Here is a 20,037-nt window from a genome sequence, read left to right as displayed (position 1 = left end):
AAATGGCCCAGGAAAATCCCAAGGTACCCGGCAGGAGAATGGAACGGCTGTTCCTGTTGCTTACAGGCATATTGCTGGCCGTTTTATTTGTGAAGCTTTTCGGCGTATTGCAACTTAAGTTCACTGATGTTGATAAGCGCCTGAAGGACGGTACCATCGTAAACCTTAACTCGCCCAATACCGCTCAAAACGTAAAGGCGTTGCTTAAAAAGGGTTATTATTTCGATGATCCCAGGGATGTTGATTACATTGAATCGGTAATAGCATCGCGTAAAACAACCGGCGACCTGGTAGATAATACCGGCGAGCTTAACAAACGCAAATACTACGTAAATGCCGACGAGGCCTTTGAAAAGGGCGGTGAAACTTTCAAGAAACGCGTACTTACCTCCCGCACACTTTTAGGCTATACCGGCGATGATTCCATCCGCTTTGAGCAGGAATTGAAAAATCCTCCTGCTTTGGGCGCTCAAACCGATCTCAACCTTGGCGAATACAGCATTAAAGGTATAATAGCTCACAAAGGCGAACCAGTGCCCGGTGTACTGGTAAAGCTCACCATGATTTTGCCCCGCGACAGTATCTTCAGTGATGAAGAAACGGGAGCAAAAACATCTTTTTCAGAAAATGCCTCATCATACAAAAAACTGTATGTACTTAACGATCAGAAAAAGAAGGTACTGCAGTCACTAACAGCTTTTGCCCGTACCGATGAGCAAGGGCGCTTTGTATTTGCCAAATTGCCAACCGGTAAAGCATTTTCGGTATTGCCCATGCAGCCCGGCTTTGAGTTTGGCCGCTCGCAGGGCGTTGACGAGCTGGACAAAGATGTAAGTTTTAAATTTAGCCAGGCACCCCATAGCATCAAGCTGCTCTCTACCCGCGACTTTAACATCCTGAAAAAAGAGGGTGCCTTTATCGTGCGCTACCAGGAGGAGTTTAATATGTGGTACTGGATCATAGCTGGCAGTTTTTTTGCCGGTTTTATCATTGTACACCTGTTACTAAGCGCCCGGTACCCCGATGCCGATCAGATCATTTTACCCCTGATCATGATGCTTACCGGTATCTCGTTCCTTACGCTTTTAAGCCTGCAAGACCCGCTGCGCGATAGGTTCCTGGCTAAAGATACGCTTGTTTATTTGGGCATCGGCATGGCCGGGATCTGCATCATTCAGCTATTTAACCTTCGCCGTCTTAACCCCGACTCGGGCTTTTACCGGTTGCTTGTTTTTAAATGGAGCAGGAGCGCTGCCAACGGCTGGCCCTGGGCTATTGTTGCCATGGGCATCCTGTTTTCCACCATCTTGTTTGGTACCGGCCCCGAGGGTAGCGGTGTAAAAGTTAACCTGCTGGGTTTTCAGCCAAGCGAAATTGTAAAATACCTCATTGTTATTTTTCTTGCCGGATTTTTTGCCACCAACGAAAAATTCATCAGTCAATACGCCAGCTGGAGCAAGCGTTGGTCGTTCTTTTCTTTTGCACTTATCGCCACAATAATAACCCTGCTGCTGTTTTTGGTTTTAGGCGATCTGGGCCCGGCCATGGTGATCTGTTTTACATTCATTATCCTGTTCTCTTTTTCACGGGGCGATTTCCTGTATATGGCGGGCTTTGTGGTGCTATTTGTGCTCACTACCTGGTTTTTTGATAATATATGGCTTAGCGCAGGCATCACATTTTTTTCGCTTGGGAGCGTAGTATTTTTCAGGCGGAGGAGATTGAGTGAATCGGCCATTATGGCGCTCGTGGTGATCACTGCTTTTTTAACCATCGATAAAATTCCGGGGCTCGATAAAATTATCCCCGGTCCGGTGGAACGACTGGTTGAGCGTAAGGCTATTTGGCAGGACGCCTGGAATAATGAAGTTTACGGCGGCGACCAGGTAGCTAACGGACTTTGGGCCATGGCCAGTGGAGGGGTAAGCGGACAAGGTGTTGGGCAGGGCTTTGCCAAAACTATCCCCGAAGCACATACCGATATGATATTGCCATCAATCGGCGAAGAGTTTGGCTGGGCCGGCATGGCCGCGGTGTTCATCTTGTTTTTGTTGTACCTGCACCGCTCCATCATCATAGGCAGGCAAACCGGGATGCCCCTGCTGTTTTACCTAAGTGCAGGTATCGGGGTATGTACCTTTGTGCAGTTTTTGCTGATTGCGGGCGGCTCTATCGGGGCATTGCCATTATCCGGCGTTTCCCTTCCTTTTGAAAGTTATGGCGGCTCATCATTGGTAATAAATCTGCTGGCTGCGGGCTTCCTGCTGTCGGTCTCATCAGTAAGGGGCACAGCAGTGCAAATGGACTATATCACCAAACAGCAGGATAAAAACCTGGTACCTGCATTGGCAGCCGCGCTTGCCGGGGTGGTATTATTGGTGGTGAATGTATCGCGCTATACAACAGATAATAAGCAATGGGTTGTAAAGCCTGCTTTGGTTGCCGATAAAAGCGGTCTGCGGATGTTTAGTTATAACCCGCGTATCGCTATATTGATGAACAGGTTGCAGGCCGGTACTATATATGACCGTAACGGCCTTATCCTGGCTACCAGCAAACCCGAACTTATCGAAAAACAAAAGAACAAATTAAGCGCTTCGGGCATGCTGCATTATGACCTGGATTCGGCTATGCATAAGCGCCTGGATAGGTTTTATCCTTTTGAAGAGCAAACGTTTTTTGGACGGGCGATCAAAACACCGGGGTATTTAATGGCAGCACCAACGGTTATTTTGCCGAGTATGAGCATGCCGCCGAACTTCGCGGGTTTCATATGCCTATCACCAATTATAATGTGAAGGCATCACGTTACCAGGAAGACCGGTTCCTGCCCCGCGGAATGAAAGAAATGACCGTAGCTAAAAAAGACTACAGCGCTTTAGCCAATCTCCTTGTAAGTGATATCAACGGCCCGGAGGTAGAAGCTTTCAAAAACAAAAACCGCGATGTAAAGCTTACGATGGATGCCGATCTGCAAACCAGTATTCAGCAATCTATCGCTTCCGATACTTCACTGTATGATAACAGGGTTTCGGTAGTTATCATGGAATCCAACACCGGCGATGTGCTTACATCGGCACAATACCCGCTGCCTCCTGTGCATAACTGGGACCAGCTGACTATGCCACTGGCCGATCAGAATAAACTGGCTACCTGGTTAACCACTACCGATCTGGGTTTTACCTATGCCAGTCAGCCCGGTTCAACGGCTAAAGTTTTAACGGCGATGTCAGCATTTAATAAATTAGGCATCGCTGCATCTGCAATACAATATCATGTAAGCACCCAGGAGCGGATCCGTACCAAGGGCATCGAGCCCGACGAGAACCGGGATGATCACCATGGAGCGCGCCATTGCCAAATCAAACAACGTATATTTTATTAAACTGGCCAACCAGGAACACCTGGAAGAGTACATGGCAACGCTTTACCTTAAAACAGGGATGTTTTTGCATGGCGTAGGCGGTTACTATTATAATAAACCGGTATTGAATGCCACCCAGGAAGATAAATGGCGCACCTTATGGCGTAAAACCGAATTTAATACCAAACCACGGTACGATCCTAACAATATCCATAAAACAAGGGCTAAAGGTATTTCGGGTATGGCCTGGGGGCAGGGCGAGCTGATTGCTACCCCTGCGGCGGTAGCGAGGCTGGTATCAGGTGTGGCTAATGACGGTATGTTACTGCCCAACAGGTACGCGCTAAAAATTGCCGATTCAACAGTGGCTGTAAAAAGCGGTATCAAGCTGGCCGAAGATCCGCGTTATGCTGCTTTGTTAAAACAATATATGATTGAGCAAAGTGCGCCTAAAACGCCTATATTAGGCATCAAGGTAGCGGGCAAAACCGGTACGCCGGAACGTATTGTAAGGAACCAGAGCGTTAACGATGGCTGGTATGTTTTCTTTGCACCAAAAGAAAAAGGCAGTGGCTATATGGTGGTTTGTATCCGGATAGAATCAACCCGCGGATCATCAGACGCGGTACACCTGGCCGGCAATCATGTGATCCCTTTCCTGCTGAAAAAAGGTTATATAAAAAGCATGGAAACGGAAACCACTACCGAAGAATAGTGTTTAAGCAGAAAGGAAGAGCAAATGGCATTTAGTTTATTTAAAAGAAGCGGCGAAAAACAACCCTGGGATGTAAAAAGCTTACGTGAAGCTATATTACGTTTCATTAAAGAATCGTTACAAAAGATAGAAGGTGGAGAAGGCGGCCATATTAAAGAGCTGAAGCTTTTTATAGTTGCCGATGCTGAGGACAAGCCTATTTATGAGGGTGCGGTTTATGTACATGATAAAGCGCTGTTCAAAAACGAGGTTCAAAAAATAGCCGACGATTTTGACATCAATTTACCTTCTGACTGGACGCTGGATGTTGAGTTCACCGATGAGCTCCCGGCGGAAGCGAAAAGGATTCCCGACCTGGATGCAGCCTTTATCATGAATACCCGCAAGCAGGTTGCACACAATGCAGCTTCCTTTACAGCCTATTTACGCATCCTGAGTGGTGAGGCCGAAAAAGAAGAATACCTGATTAAAGCAACAGACCCCAAACTTTACATTGGGAGGGATAAAAAGTCTGTTACCGAAAATGGATCGTTCAGGCTAAATCAATTTGTTTTTCCGGGAGAGAGCAGGGACGGAAGTAATAAATACATCAGCAGGCAGCATGCCCATATTGAATGGGACGGCGAAAGCGAGCGCTTCATGATCTTTGCTGATGAAGGCGGCGTACCTCCGCGCAATAAAACCAAGATCCATATTGCGGCTGATGGTAAGATGATCAAACTCAATTCCACTCAAATTGGCCATCCCCTAAGTGAAGGCGACCAGGTAATATTGGGAGAATCGGCGGTATTTTTATATACTACGATAGCAAACCGATAGAGCTAAGAAAAGGACGAGCGTTAGGAAGCGAAAGAAAATCCCTAACCATGCTCTGTCAAAATGACCTTCCTACCGGCATATGGTTAAAGGGAACTTATTTCCTGTACTTTAATCGCTTCCAAAATCCCATCCCAAAGTGCAATGCGCGCCTGTAATGCTTCTTTAACAGCAACAGTCGCGTCGGCCCATTTGCTGTCATCATCGCCGCAAAGTTCGGCAGTCATTTGATAGGCCAGTTGGGAATGATGGTCGCCGTCAACTTCTATATGGCGCTCAAGATAGTATAACAATATATCAACCTTACCCGGCAATTGTTGGCTCAGCTCTTTTACTATGCTTACAAACATATCCGGAATCAAATCTTCGCGGCCAAAAGTGAATACTGCAGCTTGCAGATGATCTTTATTGGTATCGATAACGTCAAATGTGTGCTGCACAAAATTGCGGGCGGCAACAGGAATATTGGCAATGATCAGCGCTTCATCAATATGCTTACCGAAGTTTAATTCATTAAACAGATTGTTGATCCCTTCAGCTTGGCTGCCGGCCTGCTGCATGGCACGCAGATAAAGTTCGAAATGGCTTGCACGGTTTCCCTGCTCATCGATATCGCTTTCCTCGCCGGCAACAATTTCATTGATGAGGTAACGGGTATTGGCGTTCCCGGTTGGCATCCATGGCGTTACCGTACAGGTAAGCTTTTGCTGCAAAGCTTTTAACAACGACATAAAATCCCAAACAGCAAACACATGATGCTCCATAAAAACGGTAAGCTCATCAAGCGATGTAATATTTTTATAAAGCTCGTGACTGATAAGCTGATCGCGTAAAGGATGGATCTCGATTTTTAACTGTGCAATGCGGTTGTTGTAATTTGCCATGTATCAAAAATTGTATGGGTGGCAAAAATAGCAAACAACGTGATTATTAATGAACTGATTATTTTTTTGACGACAGGGTGATGGGGGATTCTTTAATTATAGTTGCTTTAATAAGGATTTAAAGCACTGCTAACTCGGAACGGATCAGATTACTGCTACAAGCGATATCATTAACTTAAATTTAAGAAATTGAAAGGCTGCCCCAGAGGGGCAGATCATTATGCTTAATAATTCACTTCCATAAGTTTACCATAAAGACTCGAAGCATCACTCCTTTTCACATAACTCTTTACTTCCCCACCACTATCTTCTCCCCCATTCGCACCACGATATCCGACCCGACCGCATAAAAAGCAGAAACCGGCTCTTTTTCCAAAAACGGCCTAACTGCTTCACCATAGAGTGCGGCAACATCAGCATCAAAAACATACTCGCGCACCAAACCCGTTTGCCATGAAACATGCTCAACCTGGTACTCCATGGTTTTTATGGGGCTTAAGCTATTATATCCCCAGTAATGTTCCAAAATGAATTCTTCTGCGCTACCGGCTTTAATATTTACTAACTCATTACTCGCGGTGGCACCAAGTTTATTCCAGCGGCCGTTTAGCTTCCACTCATATAAAAATTGGGTGTGATTATCTGCAGCTGAAGTGATAGAACTACGCATAAGCAGGGCACGGTAATGCTCTTTGTAAAGATTGTTGGCAATAAGCACTATCATGCTTTTCGGTACTATTTCGCTTATAAAAACAGCGCCGCGCTTCCATTCGGTACCATTAAAGTATCGCACGTAAAATCGCAGGTTAACTTCTTCAAAGTTTACATGCCAGGGCCATTTAATACCCAGTACCCGGGTATCCGAAAACATGAAACCAACCATACTTACCAGCGCTTTTCCTTCCCACAGGTCAAGCACCGTGCCTGCCGGCTTATAAGGTTTTAATATTGCCGCATCAACCTCGTAATTGAGCATTACAAGGTTTTTCCACTGGGCTTTTAAAAATTCGCTTTTAGCCATAAAAGAAAAATCCCGCCTTTTTTACGAGCGGGATATACTAAAATGATTAATATTTTTTATAATATTTCATAGCCTCGGGTATGAGGTTCTGGATATCGGCAATACGCGTAGCATCGGCAGGGTGAGTGCTTAAAAATTCAGGCGGTGCCCCACCTTTGTTTTGGGCTGCCATACGTTGCCAAAAGGCAATGGCATTGTGCGGATCATAACCGGCCATAGCCATAAAAGTTAAACCTAAACGGTCGGCTTCTGATTCCTGTTTACGGGAATACGCCAACAATTTCAGCTGGCTTCCAACACCATATAAAGTACTTATGGCAGTTTGTGTAGCCTGCGACTGCTGGCTTGTCGCCGCTCCTACCAGTTGTCCGCCCCCTTGTACCAACATCTCCTGCGAGATCCGTTCGGCCGAGTGGCGGGCAATGGCATGCCCAATTTCATGGCCCATAACTACAGCAAGATAGGCATCGGTATTGGCTACAGGTAATAACCCGCTGTAAACCGCAACTTTACCACCAGGCATACACCAGGCGTTAACCTCGCTACTCTGGATCAGGTTAAACTCCCAATTAAAGCTATACTGATCGCCATAACCGTTTTCTTTGAGGTATTTTTCAATGGCTACAGCCAGTCTGTTACCAATGGTTTTAACACGTTGCGCATCGGCACCGCTGGCCACCACTTTAGTTTTAGGGTCGGAAAGCAGTTGCTTATAGCTTGCCGCTGCCGACTGGTTCACTTCGGCATCGCCAACCAGGCTTAATTGTTTACGGCCGGTTAGCGGCACAGTTGAACAGGAAAAGACAGCCATGATGGCTATCAGGACTAATAAAGGTTTAAACTTTTTCATGGTGATTAGGCAGCTGTTGTTTTCTTCTTAAAAAAATTAACTTTCGATTCTTTGCCTCTTATTAAACGTTCAATGTTTTTTTGGTGGGTTACCAGCACAAGTACGCAAATACACATGCCATAAATTACTATAGACCGTATAGGTGTCGGAAAAACAAATGTAACGCCTATAGGGTAAGTAAAGGCAGCTGCAATTGAGCTAAGCGACACATATTTTGAGATCAGTAACACCGTTATAAAAACCACTATACATAATAAAGCAGCATGAAAATGTATAGCCAAAATCATTCCAAACAAAGTTGCTACGCCCTTGCCGCCCCTGAAACCTGCAAAAATAGGGAACAGGTGGCCCATAACTGCCGCTATGCCTAAGGCCAGTTCATAATTAGTGTATGCTGTTGAATTGATGGCACCTGTAGCAGATGCACCAATGAAATAAGCGAAGTTTGTTGCTGCCCAGCCTTTAAATATATCAAGCAGCATCACGGGGATGCCCGCCTTTTTACCAAGCACACGAAAAGTATTTGTAGCACCTGCATTACCGCTTCCGTACTCGCGTACATCCACATTGTAAAAAGCCATACCAATCCAAACAGCCGTAGGTATTGAGCCGCACAGATAAGCCATTATAAGTGCTGTAACAGAGTAAACGGTTATCATTCTCCTGCAATATTACAAAATTGAAGCGGTAAAAGCGTTTTAATCACAGCGCTTTTACCACTAAACTTTGTTTAACAATGTGTTATTTGATGTTTTAATTACCCCTATTTTACGGCTTTCAGGCTAAGGTCAAGGCTTTTAACCGAATGAGTAAGCGCCCCGACAGAAATATAATCGACCCCACAATCGGCATATTCACGTATATTATCAATGGTGATACCGCCCGAAGCTTCGGTAATATAACGCCCTTGTATTATACCAACAGCCTGCCGCAGGTCATCAAAATTGAAATTATCAAGCAGTATGCGGTTAACCCGGCCGGTTTGTAAAACCTGCTCCAGTTCATCAAGATTACGTACCTCAATTTCAATGGCAAGTTTTTTTCCACTGTCGGTTAAATATTGATTAGCGCTTTCAATAGCTTGTCTTATTCCGCCGGCATAGTCTACATGGTTATCCTTAATCAGGATCATATCGTACAAACCAAACCTGTGGTTTACGCCTCCGCCTATGCGTACCGCCCATTTTTCGAGATAACGAAGCCCCGGTGTGGTTTTACGGGTATCTAAAACTTTAGTATTAGTCCCTTTCAGCAAATCAACTATCTGCCTGGTTTTTGTAGCAATTCCCGACATACGTTGCATACAATTTAGTACCAAACGCTCGGCGGTCAAAATACTGCGCGAATTGCCCTCAACCTCAAAAGCTATGTCGTTATATTTAACCGGGGCTCCGTCCTGCAAAAACACGTTAAGTTTAAGGTTTGGATCAACCACATGAAATATTTCGGCAGCCAGCTCTACACCGGCCAGTATTCCTTCGTCCTTAACTAAAAGTTTTGCTTTGCCGGTAGCGTCAGCCGGGATGGTTGATAGCGAGGTATGATCGCCATCGCCCACATCCTCACTTAAAGCATTATTTATAAACTGGTGTATTAGTTCTTTATCCAATTGTGTACTTTTTGAGTGTCAAAAGTAACAACAATTTTTAAATGGGGGGATTGATTACGGTAAAGATAATGGTTCATTGTTCATGGTTCATGGCAAATCTCTGACTATGAAAACGGTTCAGCTCCAAACAGGTGCTATGAACCATTAACTATGATCCATGAACTACGTCATTTCACCTTTTCATCCTCAATCTTCAGCTCAACAACGTTAGTACCTTTACCCGCGTCTTTAAGGGTGATTGCAACCCGAAATTCGCCCTTATCTGTATTCAAAATATAAACACCAAAATGATAATTACCCCCGAATTTATTTTATGTAACAGCTTAATACTTTTAGGCTTATTCCGGGCGAAGAACTTATCCAGTATAACTGTAGCCTGGTTTTGCGAGTAAACATTCTCGTCTTCCATAATGGTGATCTCAACATTATTGGCAAATAGCTTGGAAAGCTCTTTGGTATTACCTGTTTTTAAAAGATTGGCCACGTTATCTATAGCATCTGCCGATGAGACATATGGGAGCAGCAGTAAAAAAATAAACGACGGCAGGTATATTAATTTCATACAATAATAACGTACTAATGGGTGCTAAAGTTACAAAGAGCGGTTAAGTGTTTACTCGTTTTTTAATAAACTAAAAAGCTGTGTTCATTAAAACTGTATAATAAACACTAACAGTATAATTTAAGTTTTATTTCAGGCTGCTAACCTAAATTAAAAAATTATATATAAAGTACCCAGTTGCCTTTATATTTGCATTGTGGAAAACAAAAAGAAACTCGCACTAATAATACTTGATGGCTGGGGTTATGGCCGCAACGATCAATCAAACGCTATACTGGCTGCCAATACTCCTTTTGTTGATGGCCTGCTTAAGCAATATCCAAATTCAAAGCTTGAAGCTTCAGGAACAGCAGTAGGCTTACCTGCCGGGCAAATGGGCAATTCGGAAGTTGGTCACATGAACCTTGGTGCAGGCCGCGTGGTTTACCAGGAACTTGGCCGCATTCATAAGGCAGTTGATGACAATGAGCTGCCAACTATCCCCGTATTGAAAGATGCGTTTGAATACGCTAAACAAAACAATAAAGATGTACACTTTATCGGTTTAGTATCTGACGGTGGTGTACATTCGCATATTCGTCACGTGAAAGGCCTTTGCGACACCGCAAAACAGCTGGACGTTAACAATGTATATATCCATGCCTTTTTAGATGGCCGCGATACCGATCCTAAATCGGGTTTGGGCTTTGTTACCGAACTTGAAGAGCATATTGCAGGTACCGGCGCTAAGATAGCTTCGGCGATAGGCCGTTACTATGCCATGGACCGTGATAACCGCTGGGAGCGTGTTAAACTGGCTTACGACCTGATGGTTAATGGCATTGGCACATCAACCCAAAACGTTACCGAGCTCATCAAACACTCCTACCTTGAAGGTGTTACCGATGAGTTTGTAAAACCGATAGTTGCTGTTGATGACGCAGGTAAACCTTTAGCCGTTATTAAAGATGGCGACGTAGTGATCTGCTTTAACTTCCGGACCGACAGGGGCCGCGAGATCAGTATCGCGTTAACTCAAAAGTCGTTCCCCGAATACAACATGCACCCGCTGGCTATCCGTTACATCACCATGACACCATATGATGAAACGTTTAAGAATGTTCAGGTTGTTTTCAATAAAGAAGATCTGACCAAAACTTTGGGCGAGATCCTGCAAAATGCAGGTAAATCACAAATCAGGATTGCCGAAACCGAAAAATACCCGCACGTAACCTTCTTCTTTTCGGGCGGCAGGGAAAAAGAGTTTGCCAACGAAAAAAGGTTATTAGTACCATCACCAAAGGTTGCCACCTACGATTTGCAGCCTGAGATGAGTGCTGCCGGTATCCGTGATGCCATTATCCCGGAACTGGAAACCGGCTGGCCTGATTTTGTTTGCCTTAACTTTGCCAATACCGATATGGTTGGCCATACCGGTGTTTTTAGCGCGGTGGTTAAAGCAGCCGAAACTGCCGACAGCTGCACCAAAGCTGTTGTTGAAGCAGGTTTGGCCAACGGCTATTCGTTTATTATCCTGGCCGACCATGGCAATGCCGATTACATGATCAACGAAGATGGGTCGCCCAATACGGCACATACCACCAACCTGGTACCATGTATCGTGATTGACAAGGATGTTAAAGAGGTAAAAGACGGAAAACTGGGCGATGTGGCGCCAACCATATTAAGTATATTAGGTGTTGCCATCCCTCCCGAAATGACTGGTAATGTATTGGTGTAATCCAAAAAACATAAGCAAAGCCGCCCTGATGGGCGGCTTTTTATTGTTAATAGCAAATTTATATTCCTGCCGGCCCGATAACAGGCAAAGCGGTGCCAAACTGGTTTACTTTGACCTGAAAGAATTTTTCAGGGCCGATTCGGCACGGCTTACCAGGCTAAACCCCGCAGTAAACAAAACGGTTACCCACAATGGCGTTACCGAAACCAAAATAGTACACATTGGCAACTGGAACCAGGAGCTTAATTTGTTTATCCAGTCGGACATTAACCGCCCGGCCTGGAAAAACAGTTATGCAGTTAGTACAAGCGATAGCGCTATTATTTATAAGGCCCGTACCCCCGAGCTTAAAACCCGTCGCATCATCATCAAAAAAGCCGGCGATAAAGTGGCGTGGATCCTGATCTATAACCACACCAAAAACCTACTGTACGAAACCAACGAAAAATTGAGTTATTTTCCCGATTCACTTTACCTGATCCAAAAAACGCAACATGTGAAATTGATGGGCCGGAACGATTACAAGGTGCAGGGAACCCTGCCTAAAAGGTAAAAGAGAAAGTTTAACCGGATTTTAGTGCTGCTTCACTAAAGTATTAACCCCTGTAGTAGCCTGGATGAGTTTCTCTTTTGACTGATCGATCAGTGCGGAAATGTCCATGCGGCCCGGATTATCTGCCAGTACTTTTTCCAGATCGGCAACTGAAGCCTTTAACGAGTTTATTCCCCTTGCTTTGTCATAAAAACGAGATGTCGCCTGCAATTTAAACATACCGTAGTCGCGGTAAGCTATGCCCCTGTTTTGGTAGTATTTGTTATCCCTGAGATCGCTGTTAATAGAGATGGCCTTTGTAAGATCCACAATAGCGCCTAACAGGTATAGTTCCTTATCCGCCGCCGAAGCCTGGCTGTCTCTCCCCAGGTAGCTTTTTGCCCTTGCCCTGTAATAATAAGCAGTAGCATCTGCCGGCTTTACGGCAATTACCTTGGTATATGCCAGTATCGATTTTTTGTAGTTATCGCTGTGGTAGTATGAGTAGCCCAGCATCCACATAGCGTTTGCATTTGTTGAATCAGTTATGCACGCCTTTTCCAGGTGTGACACCGCCGAACGGAAATCGCCATCCATGAGCGCCTGCTGGCCGAGCCGTACATAAGCGTTTTGTGCTATAGCCGACTCGAGCGAAGACATGATCAGAAGGGGCAGGATAACTGATAACTTCATTAAACGGATTACTGGTAAAACAAAAATGGTATAATATTAACTATTAATATCCTAAATTATTATGCCATATTGTGGTTTTATATAAAATTTTTCACACGTACAAATAATTTAAGCAAAGCGATACTATGACTTTTTTCATCTTTACCAATAAAATCTTATTTATTTACAATTCGTTTTACAAATTTGTAACAAACATGTAACCAGTACGTTAAATCACCAGATTAATTGTTGCTATTTATTATCGTAACTTGGCACAGCTCTTGAACCATAGTTATGTGCGATTGATAATCGCAATTTAACCTGTAATTGAAGTGGAAACTATCTTACAGGCTGACAACATGACGTTTTATTCTACTAAAATATAATAATGAATTTCGATCCGTTTGATTTTAAAAATGCTTTACCGGTTATAAACGAGGATTCAGAATTTTTCCCGCTAATGTCATCGGAAGATGAGGAGGAGATGAATAATGAGGAACTGCCCGATGTAATGCCTATTTTACCCTTGCGCAATACTGTACTTTTCCCGGGTGTTGTGATCCCAATTACAGTTGGCAGGGATAAATCAATAAAACTAATCCGCGATGCTAATAAAGGCAGCCGCATGATTGGGGTGGTTTCGCAACAGGATGTGGGGATTGAAGACCCTACTTTTAACCAGCTTAACAAAGTTGGCACTATAGCACTCATTATAAAAATGCTGCAAATGCCTGATGGAAACACCACCGTTATCATCCAGGGCAAAAAACGTTTTTATTTAAAAGAAGAAGTACAGAGCGAACCCTATATAAAAGCCACAGTTGAGCCCTTTCATGAGATAAAAATCAAGGAAGATAAAGAGTTTAAAGCCATGGTATCATCCATTAAGGATATGGCCATGAATATTATCCAGCTTTCGCCAAATATCCCGAGTGAAGCAGGGATCGCAATCCGCAATATCGAAAGCACATCGTTCCTGATCAACTTCATATCATCAAATATGAACGCTGATATGACCGCTAAGCAACACCTGCTTGAAATTGCCAACCTGCGCGAACGTGCCAACCTTGTGCTTGAGCATTTAACGCTCGACCTGCAAATGCTGGAATTAAAAAACCAGATCCAGACCAAAGTACGCGTTGACCTTGACAAACAGCAAAGGGATTATTTCCTTAACCAGCAGCTAAAAACTATACAGGAAGAACTGGGCGGCAATACGCCCGACCTGGAAATTGAGAGCCTGCGCCAGCGTGGCATCAAAAAGAAATGGGCAAAGGAAGTTAAAGATCATTTTAACAAAGAGCTTGAAAAACTGAGCCGTACCAATCCCGCAGCAGCCGATTACTCGGTTCAGATCAATTATCTTGAACTGCTGCTTGATTTACCATGGAACGAGTTTACCAAAGATAACTTTGACCTTAAGCGTGCGCAAAGAATCCTTGATAAAGATCACTTTGGCTTGGATAAGGTAAAACAACGTATTATTGAATACCTGGCTGTGCTTAAGTTGAAGCATGACATGAAAGCGCCTATTCTTTGTTTGGTTGGCCCTCCGGGAGTTGGTAAAACATCGCTGGGTAAATCAATAGCCAAGGCTTTAGGCCGTAAATATGTACGCATGGCATTAGGCGGTATCCGTGATGAAGCCGAGATCCGCGGTCACCGTAAAACATATATTGGTGCTATGCCGGGCCGCATTATCCAGTCGATAAAAAAGGCGGGCGCTTCAAACCCGGTATTTATTTTGGATGAGATAGATAAAGTAGGCAACGATTTCAGGGGCGATCCATCGTCGGCCCTGCTTGAAGTACTTGACCCCGAGCAAAACGGCACCTTCTCTGATCACTATGTTGAAATGGACTACGACCTTTCAAACGTAATGTTTATAGCTACTGCCAACTCACTGAGCACTATCCAACCTGCCTTGTTAGACAGGATGGAGATCATTGAAGTGAACGGCTATACCATTGAAGAAAAAATTGAGATAGCAAAGCAACACCTTGTACCTAAACAGCGCGAAGCACATGGCTTAAAAATAAAAGATGTAAGTCTTAAAGCAGATGTTATCGAAAAGGTGATAGTTGATTACACCCGCGAATCGGGGGTACGTTCACTGGAGAAAAAGATAGGTTCGGTTGTGCGCGGCGTGGCTAAGAACATAGCCATGGAAGAGCCTTACAACAGTGTTGTAAGTAAAAAAGATATCGAAAAGATACTGGGCGCACCTATTTTTGATAAAGACCTTTATGAAGGCAATGACGTAGCAGGCGTTGTAACAGGCCTGGCCTGGACTTCTGTAGGCGGCGACATCCTGTTCATTGAAGCCAGTTTAAGCCCCGGAAAAGGCCGCTTAACACTTACAGGCAGCCTTGGCGATGTAATGAAAGAGTCGGTAACTATAGCCCTCGCTTACCTGCGCGCTCATGCTGCCGATTTTGACATCAACCCTAAACTGTTTGATCAGTGGGATGTGCATGTACACGTACCGGCAGGCGCTACCCCTAAAGATGGCCCGTCGGCAGGTGTTACCATGCTTACAGCACTGGTTTCGGCATTTACACAGCGTAAAGTAAAGCCCAATTTGGCCATGACGGGCGAGATCACCCTCCGGGGTCGGGTTTTGCCTGTGGGCGGTATCAAAGAAAAGATCCTGGCTGCAAAACGTGCCAACATAAAAGAGATCATCCTGTGCAAATCGAACCAAAAAGATATTCTGGAAATTAAGGAAGATTACATCAAAGACCTTAGCTTTCATTACGTTACCGATATTAGGGACGTGATAACGCTGGCCCTGCTTAATGAAAAGGTTAAAAATCCAATAAATCTTACCGTTAAAGAAGACGAGAAAGCAGCAATTAACTAAAGCAGGACTATTTTCTGGCATAAAACAAAAGTTTTACAGTTATGCGCTGTAAAACTTTTTTGTTTTAGAAGTTCTTCATGACAAGGTATCGAAACATAATGCCCAACTTAAAATAGTGTTCGCGGCTCGAAGTTTAATTTTCATTTGTAATCTCAACCCCATCCCTTATTGCCACTTCAAGTATATCAATGTTTATATCTTTTAAATTATTGAACTTAATACAATACCCTGTCACGCTGGCCTTGCCTATCTCTTTTCCATATGTTTGGGGTAAATATTTTTTATCCTTAATACCCAGGATATAGATAGAAATCCCCGTAGTGTTGGCGCTCATACCAACCTGAAAAAACTCCCTGGTTGTTCCGTTAGCGTATTTTATGGTGTAAGATCCATATCCTACGTTAGGGTTGCTAACAATCCGGCCTTCAGCGTTTCTACCATCCTCAAACCATAATTTACATCCCGGTAATATTTGAAGTATATGTCTATGTAAAATTTGCATATCACCACGTTTGGGTTCAGGTTGGCTGGCAATATACTCTTCGGTTTGTTGCTGCACGTTCATATAAATATGGGATTATGGGTTGTTTGCATGTCTTTTTAAATTTCGTTTTATTTTTAGTAAAACCCTAATTCATTCTTTTTACCTTTTATCGTTATACTTTTCTCTTTGTGTTGACTCATCAATCAAATTTCAAACCGTAATACCCCTAAATTTATAACTGCTTTATTTGCATCGGGTTTTTTATATATTAGCGCACATATATACTATTATCCTATATAAACCCCAATGCCTAATAAACTATTTTTAACACTGGTATGCCTGCTAAGCGCTACCTGCTTATTTGCACAAACCCGCGGTCATGAATTTGGTATTCAAACTGACAATGATTCGTTCCTTGGTCAGGGATCTGACAGGTATTACACCAATGGTATTTTCTTTTACTACCGAAAGGCGTTAACCGTAAAACCGTCCGAAAATTCACTCCAAAACAAAGTTTTAGGATTTGAGTTAGGGCAAAAAATGTTCAACCCCCAATCGGGCTTTGTACGCGGACCATTTGATATTGACAGGCCGTTTGCTGCTTATACTTATATAGGCTCAACACTTAACTTGCTGTACAAAAACGAAAGTAACCTGAAGCTTGGCGCCCAGATAGGCCTGGTAGGCCCGGCCGCGGGAGGCGAACCTGTGCAGAAACTTATTCACAATACTTTCGGTTTTTACAAACTTAACGGCTGGCAATACCAGGTCAAAAATGATTTAGAGCTCAATCTTTCGGCCGAGTATAATAAGCTGCTGGCCCGTGCCTCATGGATTGACCTGAGCTTTAGCTCATATGCCAACCTGGGTAACGGCTTTACCGGCGCTGGCGCCGGGGGATGGTACGCCTGGGAAATTTCAACCAGCTATTCAATTCCATCAGTACCCAAAGTACGGTATCAACCGGCGGTGAGGAAAAATTACTGCACAAGCACGAGATCTTTTTTTACTACAAGCCCTTAGCCAATTTGGTTGGTTATGATGCAACCATCCAGGGCAGCCTGTTCCGCAAACATGACGACCCAAACAGCCTGGAAGTTGTTTCAGAAAAGAAACCGTTTATATTTAGCCAACAGGTAGGTGTAGCTTTTACAACCAGCCGTTTCGCTTTTGATATAGCGGCAATATTCCATACCAAAGACACTAAGGAAATGCTCCGCTCGCACCAATGGGGTTCAATTACCGGGCTTTACAGATTTAAGTAAAGAGATTAGAGGTTGGAGGTTAGTGATTAGAAGAACCGCTACCTGAACCATCATGTCATTGCGAGGAACGAAGCAATCGCACGGAAGCATTGCCACTCTGTAGAGTATGCGATTGCCACGCTGCGCAATGACATAGCTTTAGAGAGTTCGCTTAACTACTCACCAAAATCATTTTTCCTATTCTCCTTCTTTACCGATTGCCTTTTCTTGCTGTCCAATCTTGCCGCTTTTGCGGCTTTACTCACTTTAGTGGGTTTACGCACTTTGGGCTTTTGAAGGGCTTTTGTTAGCAGCGTTGTTAACCTTTCAATTGCTTTTTCTTTATTGAGATACTGGCTTCGCTCTTCATCACATATTACCTGCACGTAACCATCTTTGTTAAGCCTGTTCTGCAGTTTTTCGGTTAGCAGCAGCTTTTCCTCATCGTTAAACAAAGCGGACGAGACCTATTGAAAATAACAGTTCAACCTTGCTCGAAACCTTATTTACGTTTTGGCCGCCCTTTCCCCCGCTTCTTGATGTTTTGTAGCTCGTTTCCTTTTGGAGATCGGCTTTGTTAAAATTCATCTTCAAAAATAAGCCTTATTGAGTTACCGCTATCGGGCCATTTGCTAATAATTTGCTATTTTAGCAGCTCTATGAACAACAATATCGTAGTAGCCATTGATGGTTATTCTTCGTGCGGGAAAAGCACCCTGGCAAAAGCTTTAGCAAAAGAGCTTCATTTTATCTATGTTGATAGCGGCGCTATGTATCGTGCCGTAACCTTATACTTTTTAAGGCATAATATTGATCTTGAAGATCATGCCCAGATAGCGGACGCGTTGCATAATATCCATCTTAATTTTCATACGCAAAACCATAAAACCTTTATTACCTTAAATGAAGAGGACGTGTCTGAAGAGATTCGCCAGATGCACGTTGCTGATAAAGTTAGCTCGGTAGCAGCTATAAAAGAAGTGCGCGCAGCCATGGTAAGGCAACAGCAGCGTTTAGGCCGCTCTAAAAATATTATTATGGATGGCCGCGATATCGGTACGGTAGTATTCCCTGATGCCCAGGTGAAACTGTTCATGACTGCCGATCCAAAGATTCGCGCCGAACGCCGTTATAAAGAGTTATTACCAACCAACCCTAACATTACTTTAGAAGAGGTTTTTGATAACCTGGCACACCGCGACTACCAGGATACCACGCGCGAGGAAAGCCCCCTTACCCGCGCCGAAGATGCCATTATATTAGACAACACCGACCTAAGCCAGGATGAGCAATTGATGTTTGCCATAAGCCATATTGAACCGTTTATTGCGGAGTAATGAACCATGATTTTTAGGATTTAAGGATTTCTTGATATTTAAAGCCTATCAAGAAATCCCTTAATCAAGTGAATCATGGTTCTGCTTAAACTTCTCCGCCTTAACCCCAAACCTGTTTAAAAAATCCACCCCTTCATCGCTTGCCAGGCCTTTGTATTCGGCATAAGATTTATCGTAATACACATGGGTTATACCCGCCGAATAGATGAGCCTTGCGCAAGGCAAACATGGCGACAGCGTGGTATACAACGTAGCGCCTTCAAGTCGTGCCCCGTTTTTTACCGCATAAAGTATCGCGTTTTCTTCGGCATGCAGGGCAAGTGAACAGCTGCCTTTTGAATCGCGCGCACAACCTGTTTCGGGCCATTCCACATCACAATTATGTGTTCCAGCCGGCGGACCGTTATAGCCTATGGAAATAATCCGCGTATCACGCGTTAAAACCGCCCCAACATGTGCTTTAACACAATGCGACCGCTCGGCCAGATCAGTGGCCAGGTTCATAAAAATCTGATCAAAGCTGGGTTTCATAGTTTAAAATCATTATGTCATTAAATATCATTGGGTCATTACTTCATTTAAAAATGACTTAATGACCCAATAATGATTAGTGACTGGTTAAATATTAATGTCCGCCTTTAACTTCAACAGTATCAAAGTCGATACCTTGCTGCTTTAATACACTTTTAGCTTTAATTGCATAAAATGCAAGGTAGGCAAAACAAGCAACACCAACTAAATATGACCATTGGATGCCGATTAGGTCCGGACCACCCAAATAACCTTGTAATAAGCTTATGAAACCGCCACCCATAATCATCATGATAAGGAAACTTGAACCTTCGTTGGTATGGTTACCCAAACCAGTTACAGCAAGCGTATAGATACATGGCCATAATGTTGAGCAAAATAAGCCAACACTAATAAACGCGAAAACGCTAACCATGCCGCTTGATAACATACCTATGAACAAAGCGGTAATTGCACAGCCCGAGAATATTAATAATTGACGGGCGGGGTTGCCGCGGCTCAACAAATCGGCAACGATCAATACAACAATGACAAACGCATATATATAAAAAGGAGTAACATCATGCTGCGCAAGCTTATTAACGGCGAGGAATACTGCAAAAGCAATATAAGGCATTACAACTCTTAATATCTTTTTAGCACCACCTGCAAGATTAAACGCGCCTATTGAGGCTGTCCACCTGCCTATCATTAAACTTGCCCAATAAAGAGATATAAAAGGAGCAATATTGCCCGTTTCAGTATGGAGCTTTTCTTTCATAAATTCCGGCAGGTTACTTGCCGTCGATACTTCAACCCCAACATAAACAAATATTGCTATCATACCCAATGAT

At 43.7% G+C, this 20,037-nt stretch carries 19 protein-coding genes and 2 pseudogenes; 9 read left to right on the top strand and 12 right to left on the bottom strand.

Translation table 11 applies throughout. From position 1 onward, the window contains the following. Window positions 1–2 precede the first annotated feature (2 nt). Genes ACRQ5D_RS15890 through ACRQ5D_RS15875 form a run of 4 tightly spaced genes read left to right on the top strand, consistent with a single transcriptional unit; the run spans window position 3 to window position 4,898 of the window. Complete coding sequence (locus tag ACRQ5D_RS15890) at window positions 3–2,798, top strand: FtsW/RodA/SpoVE family cell cycle protein (RefSeq protein ID WP_432329495.1); 2,796 nt, start codon at window positions 3–5, stop codon at window positions 2,796–2,798. Then, entirely contained in the window at window positions 2,774–3,385 is a 612-nt protein-coding gene (locus tag ACRQ5D_RS15885) for a hypothetical protein (protein ID WP_432329493.1), read from the top strand. Before ACRQ5D_RS15890 ends, ACRQ5D_RS15885 begins: the two co-directional genes overlap by 25 nt. Continuing rightward, window positions 3,342–4,079, top strand: coding sequence for a penicillin-binding transpeptidase domain-containing protein (locus ACRQ5D_RS15880; RefSeq protein WP_432329491.1), 738 nt, complete (start codon window positions 3,342–3,344; stop codon window positions 4,077–4,079). The genes ACRQ5D_RS15885 and ACRQ5D_RS15880 overlap by 44 nt, the downstream gene beginning before the upstream one ends. Window positions 4,080–4,103: 24 nt before the next feature. Beyond that, window positions 4,104–4,898 (top strand): FHA domain-containing protein, encoded by a 795-nt coding sequence (locus ACRQ5D_RS15875; protein ID WP_432329489.1) that lies wholly within the window; start codon window positions 4,104–4,106, stop codon window positions 4,896–4,898. An 83-nt stretch (window positions 4,899–4,981) separates the two neighbouring features. Here the strand turns inward: ACRQ5D_RS15875 and ACRQ5D_RS15870 are convergent, their stop codons facing one another. The 6 genes from ACRQ5D_RS15870 to ACRQ5D_RS15845 form a co-directional block, all read right to left on the bottom strand. Beyond that, window positions 4,982–5,779, bottom strand: coding sequence for a DUF3050 domain-containing protein (locus tag ACRQ5D_RS15870; RefSeq protein ID WP_091172478.1), 798 nt, complete (start codon window positions 5,777–5,779; stop codon window positions 4,982–4,984). A 289-nt stretch (window positions 5,780–6,068) separates the two neighbouring features. Further along, window positions 6,069–6,800: a YqjF family protein gene (locus ACRQ5D_RS15865; protein WP_091172482.1), complete on the bottom strand. Its 732-nt coding sequence runs from the start codon at window positions 6,798–6,800 to the stop codon at window positions 6,069–6,071. Between the two features lie 46 nt (window positions 6,801–6,846). Beyond that, window positions 6,847–7,650, bottom strand: a complete 804-nt coding sequence (locus ACRQ5D_RS15860) for a M48 family metallopeptidase (RefSeq protein WP_091172486.1) — start codon at window positions 7,648–7,650, stop codon at window positions 6,847–6,849. Between the two features lie 5 nt (window positions 7,651–7,655). Continuing rightward, entirely contained in the window at window positions 7,656–8,309 is a 654-nt protein-coding gene (gene plsY, locus ACRQ5D_RS15855; protein WP_090531854.1) for a glycerol-3-phosphate 1-O-acyltransferase PlsY, read from the bottom strand. Between the two features lie 104 nt (window positions 8,310–8,413). Continuing rightward, window positions 8,414–9,259, bottom strand: coding sequence for a carboxylating nicotinate-nucleotide diphosphorylase (gene nadC / locus ACRQ5D_RS15850; protein WP_091172490.1), 846 nt, complete (start codon window positions 9,257–9,259; stop codon window positions 8,414–8,416). 268 nt (window positions 9,260–9,527) lie between these two features. Beyond that, window positions 9,528–9,821, bottom strand: coding sequence for a DUF4783 domain-containing protein (locus ACRQ5D_RS15845; RefSeq protein ID WP_431199960.1), 294 nt, complete (start codon window positions 9,819–9,821; stop codon window positions 9,528–9,530). 196 nt (window positions 9,822–10,017) lie between these two features. Here ACRQ5D_RS15845 and gpmI point away from each other — a divergent pair, with 196 nt between their 5' ends. Continuing rightward, entirely contained in the window at window positions 10,018–11,541 is a 1,524-nt protein-coding gene (gpmI, locus tag ACRQ5D_RS15840) for a 2,3-bisphosphoglycerate-independent phosphoglycerate mutase (protein WP_091172496.1), read from the top strand. Window positions 11,542–11,569: 28 nt separating this feature from the next. Continuing rightward, complete coding sequence (locus ACRQ5D_RS15835; RefSeq protein WP_431199958.1) at window positions 11,570–12,094, top strand: hypothetical protein; 525 nt, start codon at window positions 11,570–11,572, stop codon at window positions 12,092–12,094. 21 nt (window positions 12,095–12,115) lie between these two features. Here ACRQ5D_RS15835 and ACRQ5D_RS15830 read toward each other — a convergent pair whose 3' ends face one another. Continuing rightward, complete coding sequence (locus tag ACRQ5D_RS15830; RefSeq protein WP_090531867.1) at window positions 12,116–12,766, bottom strand: tetratricopeptide repeat protein; 651 nt, start codon at window positions 12,764–12,766, stop codon at window positions 12,116–12,118. Window positions 12,767–13,133: 367 nt separating this feature from the next. On the opposite strand from ACRQ5D_RS15830, the gene lon reads away from it, so the two are divergent. Further along, complete coding sequence (gene lon, locus ACRQ5D_RS15825) at window positions 13,134–15,608, top strand: endopeptidase La (RefSeq protein ID WP_091172505.1); 2,475 nt, start codon at window positions 13,134–13,136, stop codon at window positions 15,606–15,608. 133 nt (window positions 15,609–15,741) lie between these two features. Here lon and ACRQ5D_RS15820 read toward each other — a convergent pair whose 3' ends face one another. Continuing rightward, window positions 15,742–16,173 carry a DUF1801 domain-containing protein gene (locus ACRQ5D_RS15820; RefSeq protein WP_091172507.1) on the bottom strand — a complete coding sequence of 144 codons (432 nt, stop codon included), beginning with the start codon at window positions 16,171–16,173 and terminating at the stop codon, window positions 15,742–15,744. A 225-nt stretch (window positions 16,174–16,398) separates the two neighbouring features. Here ACRQ5D_RS15820 and ACRQ5D_RS15815 point away from each other — a divergent pair. After that, window positions 16,399–17,357, top strand: a pseudogene (locus ACRQ5D_RS15815) (lipid A deacylase LpxR family protein). 155 nt (window positions 17,358–17,512) lie between these two features. Here the strand turns inward: ACRQ5D_RS15815 and ACRQ5D_RS15810 are convergent. Then, the gene (locus ACRQ5D_RS15810) at window positions 17,513–17,791 is read right to left on the bottom strand and encodes a hypothetical protein (protein ID WP_432329484.1); all 279 of its coding nucleotides are present in this window, start codon (window positions 17,789–17,791) and stop codon (window positions 17,513–17,515) included. A gap of 25 nt (window positions 17,792–17,816) precedes the next feature. Beyond that, window positions 17,817–17,930, bottom strand: a pseudogene (locus ACRQ5D_RS15805) (alternative ribosome rescue aminoacyl-tRNA hydrolase ArfB); the annotation flags it as partial. A gap of 65 nt (window positions 17,931–17,995) precedes the next feature. On the opposite strand from ACRQ5D_RS15805, the gene cmk reads away from it, so the two are divergent. After that, window positions 17,996–18,673: a (d)CMP kinase gene (gene cmk / locus ACRQ5D_RS15800; RefSeq protein WP_091172517.1), complete on the top strand. Its 678-nt coding sequence runs from the start codon at window positions 17,996–17,998 to the stop codon at window positions 18,671–18,673. 60 nt (window positions 18,674–18,733) lie between these two features. Here cmk and ACRQ5D_RS15795 read toward each other — a convergent pair whose 3' ends face one another. Further along, window positions 18,734–19,204: a deoxycytidylate deaminase gene (locus ACRQ5D_RS15795; protein WP_091172520.1), complete on the bottom strand. Its 471-nt coding sequence runs from the start codon at window positions 19,202–19,204 to the stop codon at window positions 18,734–18,736. A 94-nt stretch (window positions 19,205–19,298) separates the two neighbouring features. Next, a complete protein-coding gene (locus ACRQ5D_RS15790) occupies window positions 19,299–20,027 on the bottom strand; it encodes a hypothetical protein (protein ID WP_432329482.1) in 729 nt (242 codons plus the stop codon). Window positions 20,028–20,037: the final 10 nt, after the last annotated feature.

Origin of the sequence: Mucilaginibacter sp. P25 (assembly GCF_050859465.1) — a bacterium.
Taxonomy (GTDB): Bacteria; Bacteroidota; Bacteroidia; order Sphingobacteriales; family Sphingobacteriaceae; genus Mucilaginibacter; species Mucilaginibacter gossypii.
Note: the sequence above shows the minus strand (reverse complement) of the source record. Positions and strands in the feature narration are given on the sequence as shown.

Bases quoted from the DNA above. Each gene is read 5' to 3' on its own strand.
- ACRQ5D_RS15795 (WP_091172520.1), bottom strand. From the start codon at position 19,204: ATGAAACCCAGCTTTGATCAGATTTTTATGAACCTGGCCACTGATCTG.
- ACRQ5D_RS15860 (WP_091172486.1), bottom strand. From the start codon at position 7,650: ATGAAAAAGTTTAAACCTTTATTAGTCCTGATAGCCATCATGGCTGTC.
- ACRQ5D_RS15845 (WP_431199960.1), bottom strand. From the start codon at position 9,821: ATGAAATTAATATACCTGCCGTCGTTTATTTTTTTACTGCTGCTCCCA.
- ACRQ5D_RS15870 (WP_091172478.1), bottom strand. From the start codon at position 5,779: ATGGCAAATTACAACAACCGCATTGCACAGTTAAAAATCGAGATCCAT.
- ACRQ5D_RS15865 (WP_091172482.1), bottom strand. From the start codon at position 6,800: ATGGCTAAAAGCGAATTTTTAAAAGCCCAGTGGAAAAACCTTGTAATG.
- ACRQ5D_RS15885 (WP_432329493.1), top strand. From the start codon at position 2,774: ATGCCTATCACCAATTATAATGTGAAGGCATCACGTTACCAGGAAGAC.
- ACRQ5D_RS15835 (WP_431199958.1), top strand. From the start codon at position 11,570: ATGGGCGGCTTTTTATTGTTAATAGCAAATTTATATTCCTGCCGGCCC.
- ACRQ5D_RS15880 (WP_432329491.1), top strand. From the start codon at position 3,342: ATGGAGCGCGCCATTGCCAAATCAAACAACGTATATTTTATTAAACTG.
- lon (WP_091172505.1), top strand. From the start codon at position 13,134: ATGAATTTCGATCCGTTTGATTTTAAAAATGCTTTACCGGTTATAAAC.
- ACRQ5D_RS15790 (WP_432329482.1), bottom strand. From the start codon at position 20,027: ATGATAGCAATATTTGTTTATGTTGGGGTTGAAGTATCGACGGCAAGT.
- ACRQ5D_RS15875 (WP_432329489.1), top strand. From the start codon at position 4,104: ATGGCATTTAGTTTATTTAAAAGAAGCGGCGAAAAACAACCCTGGGAT.
- ACRQ5D_RS15890 (WP_432329495.1), top strand. From the start codon at position 3: ATGGCCCAGGAAAATCCCAAGGTACCCGGCAGGAGAATGGAACGGCTG.
- cmk (WP_091172517.1), top strand. From the start codon at position 17,996: ATGAACAACAATATCGTAGTAGCCATTGATGGTTATTCTTCGTGCGGG.
- ACRQ5D_RS15820 (WP_091172507.1), bottom strand. From the start codon at position 16,173: ATGAACGTGCAGCAACAAACCGAAGAGTATATTGCCAGCCAACCTGAA.
- plsY (WP_090531854.1), bottom strand. From the start codon at position 8,309: ATGATAACCGTTTACTCTGTTACAGCACTTATAATGGCTTATCTGTGC.
- ACRQ5D_RS15830 (WP_090531867.1), bottom strand. From the start codon at position 12,766: ATGAAGTTATCAGTTATCCTGCCCCTTCTGATCATGTCTTCGCTCGAG.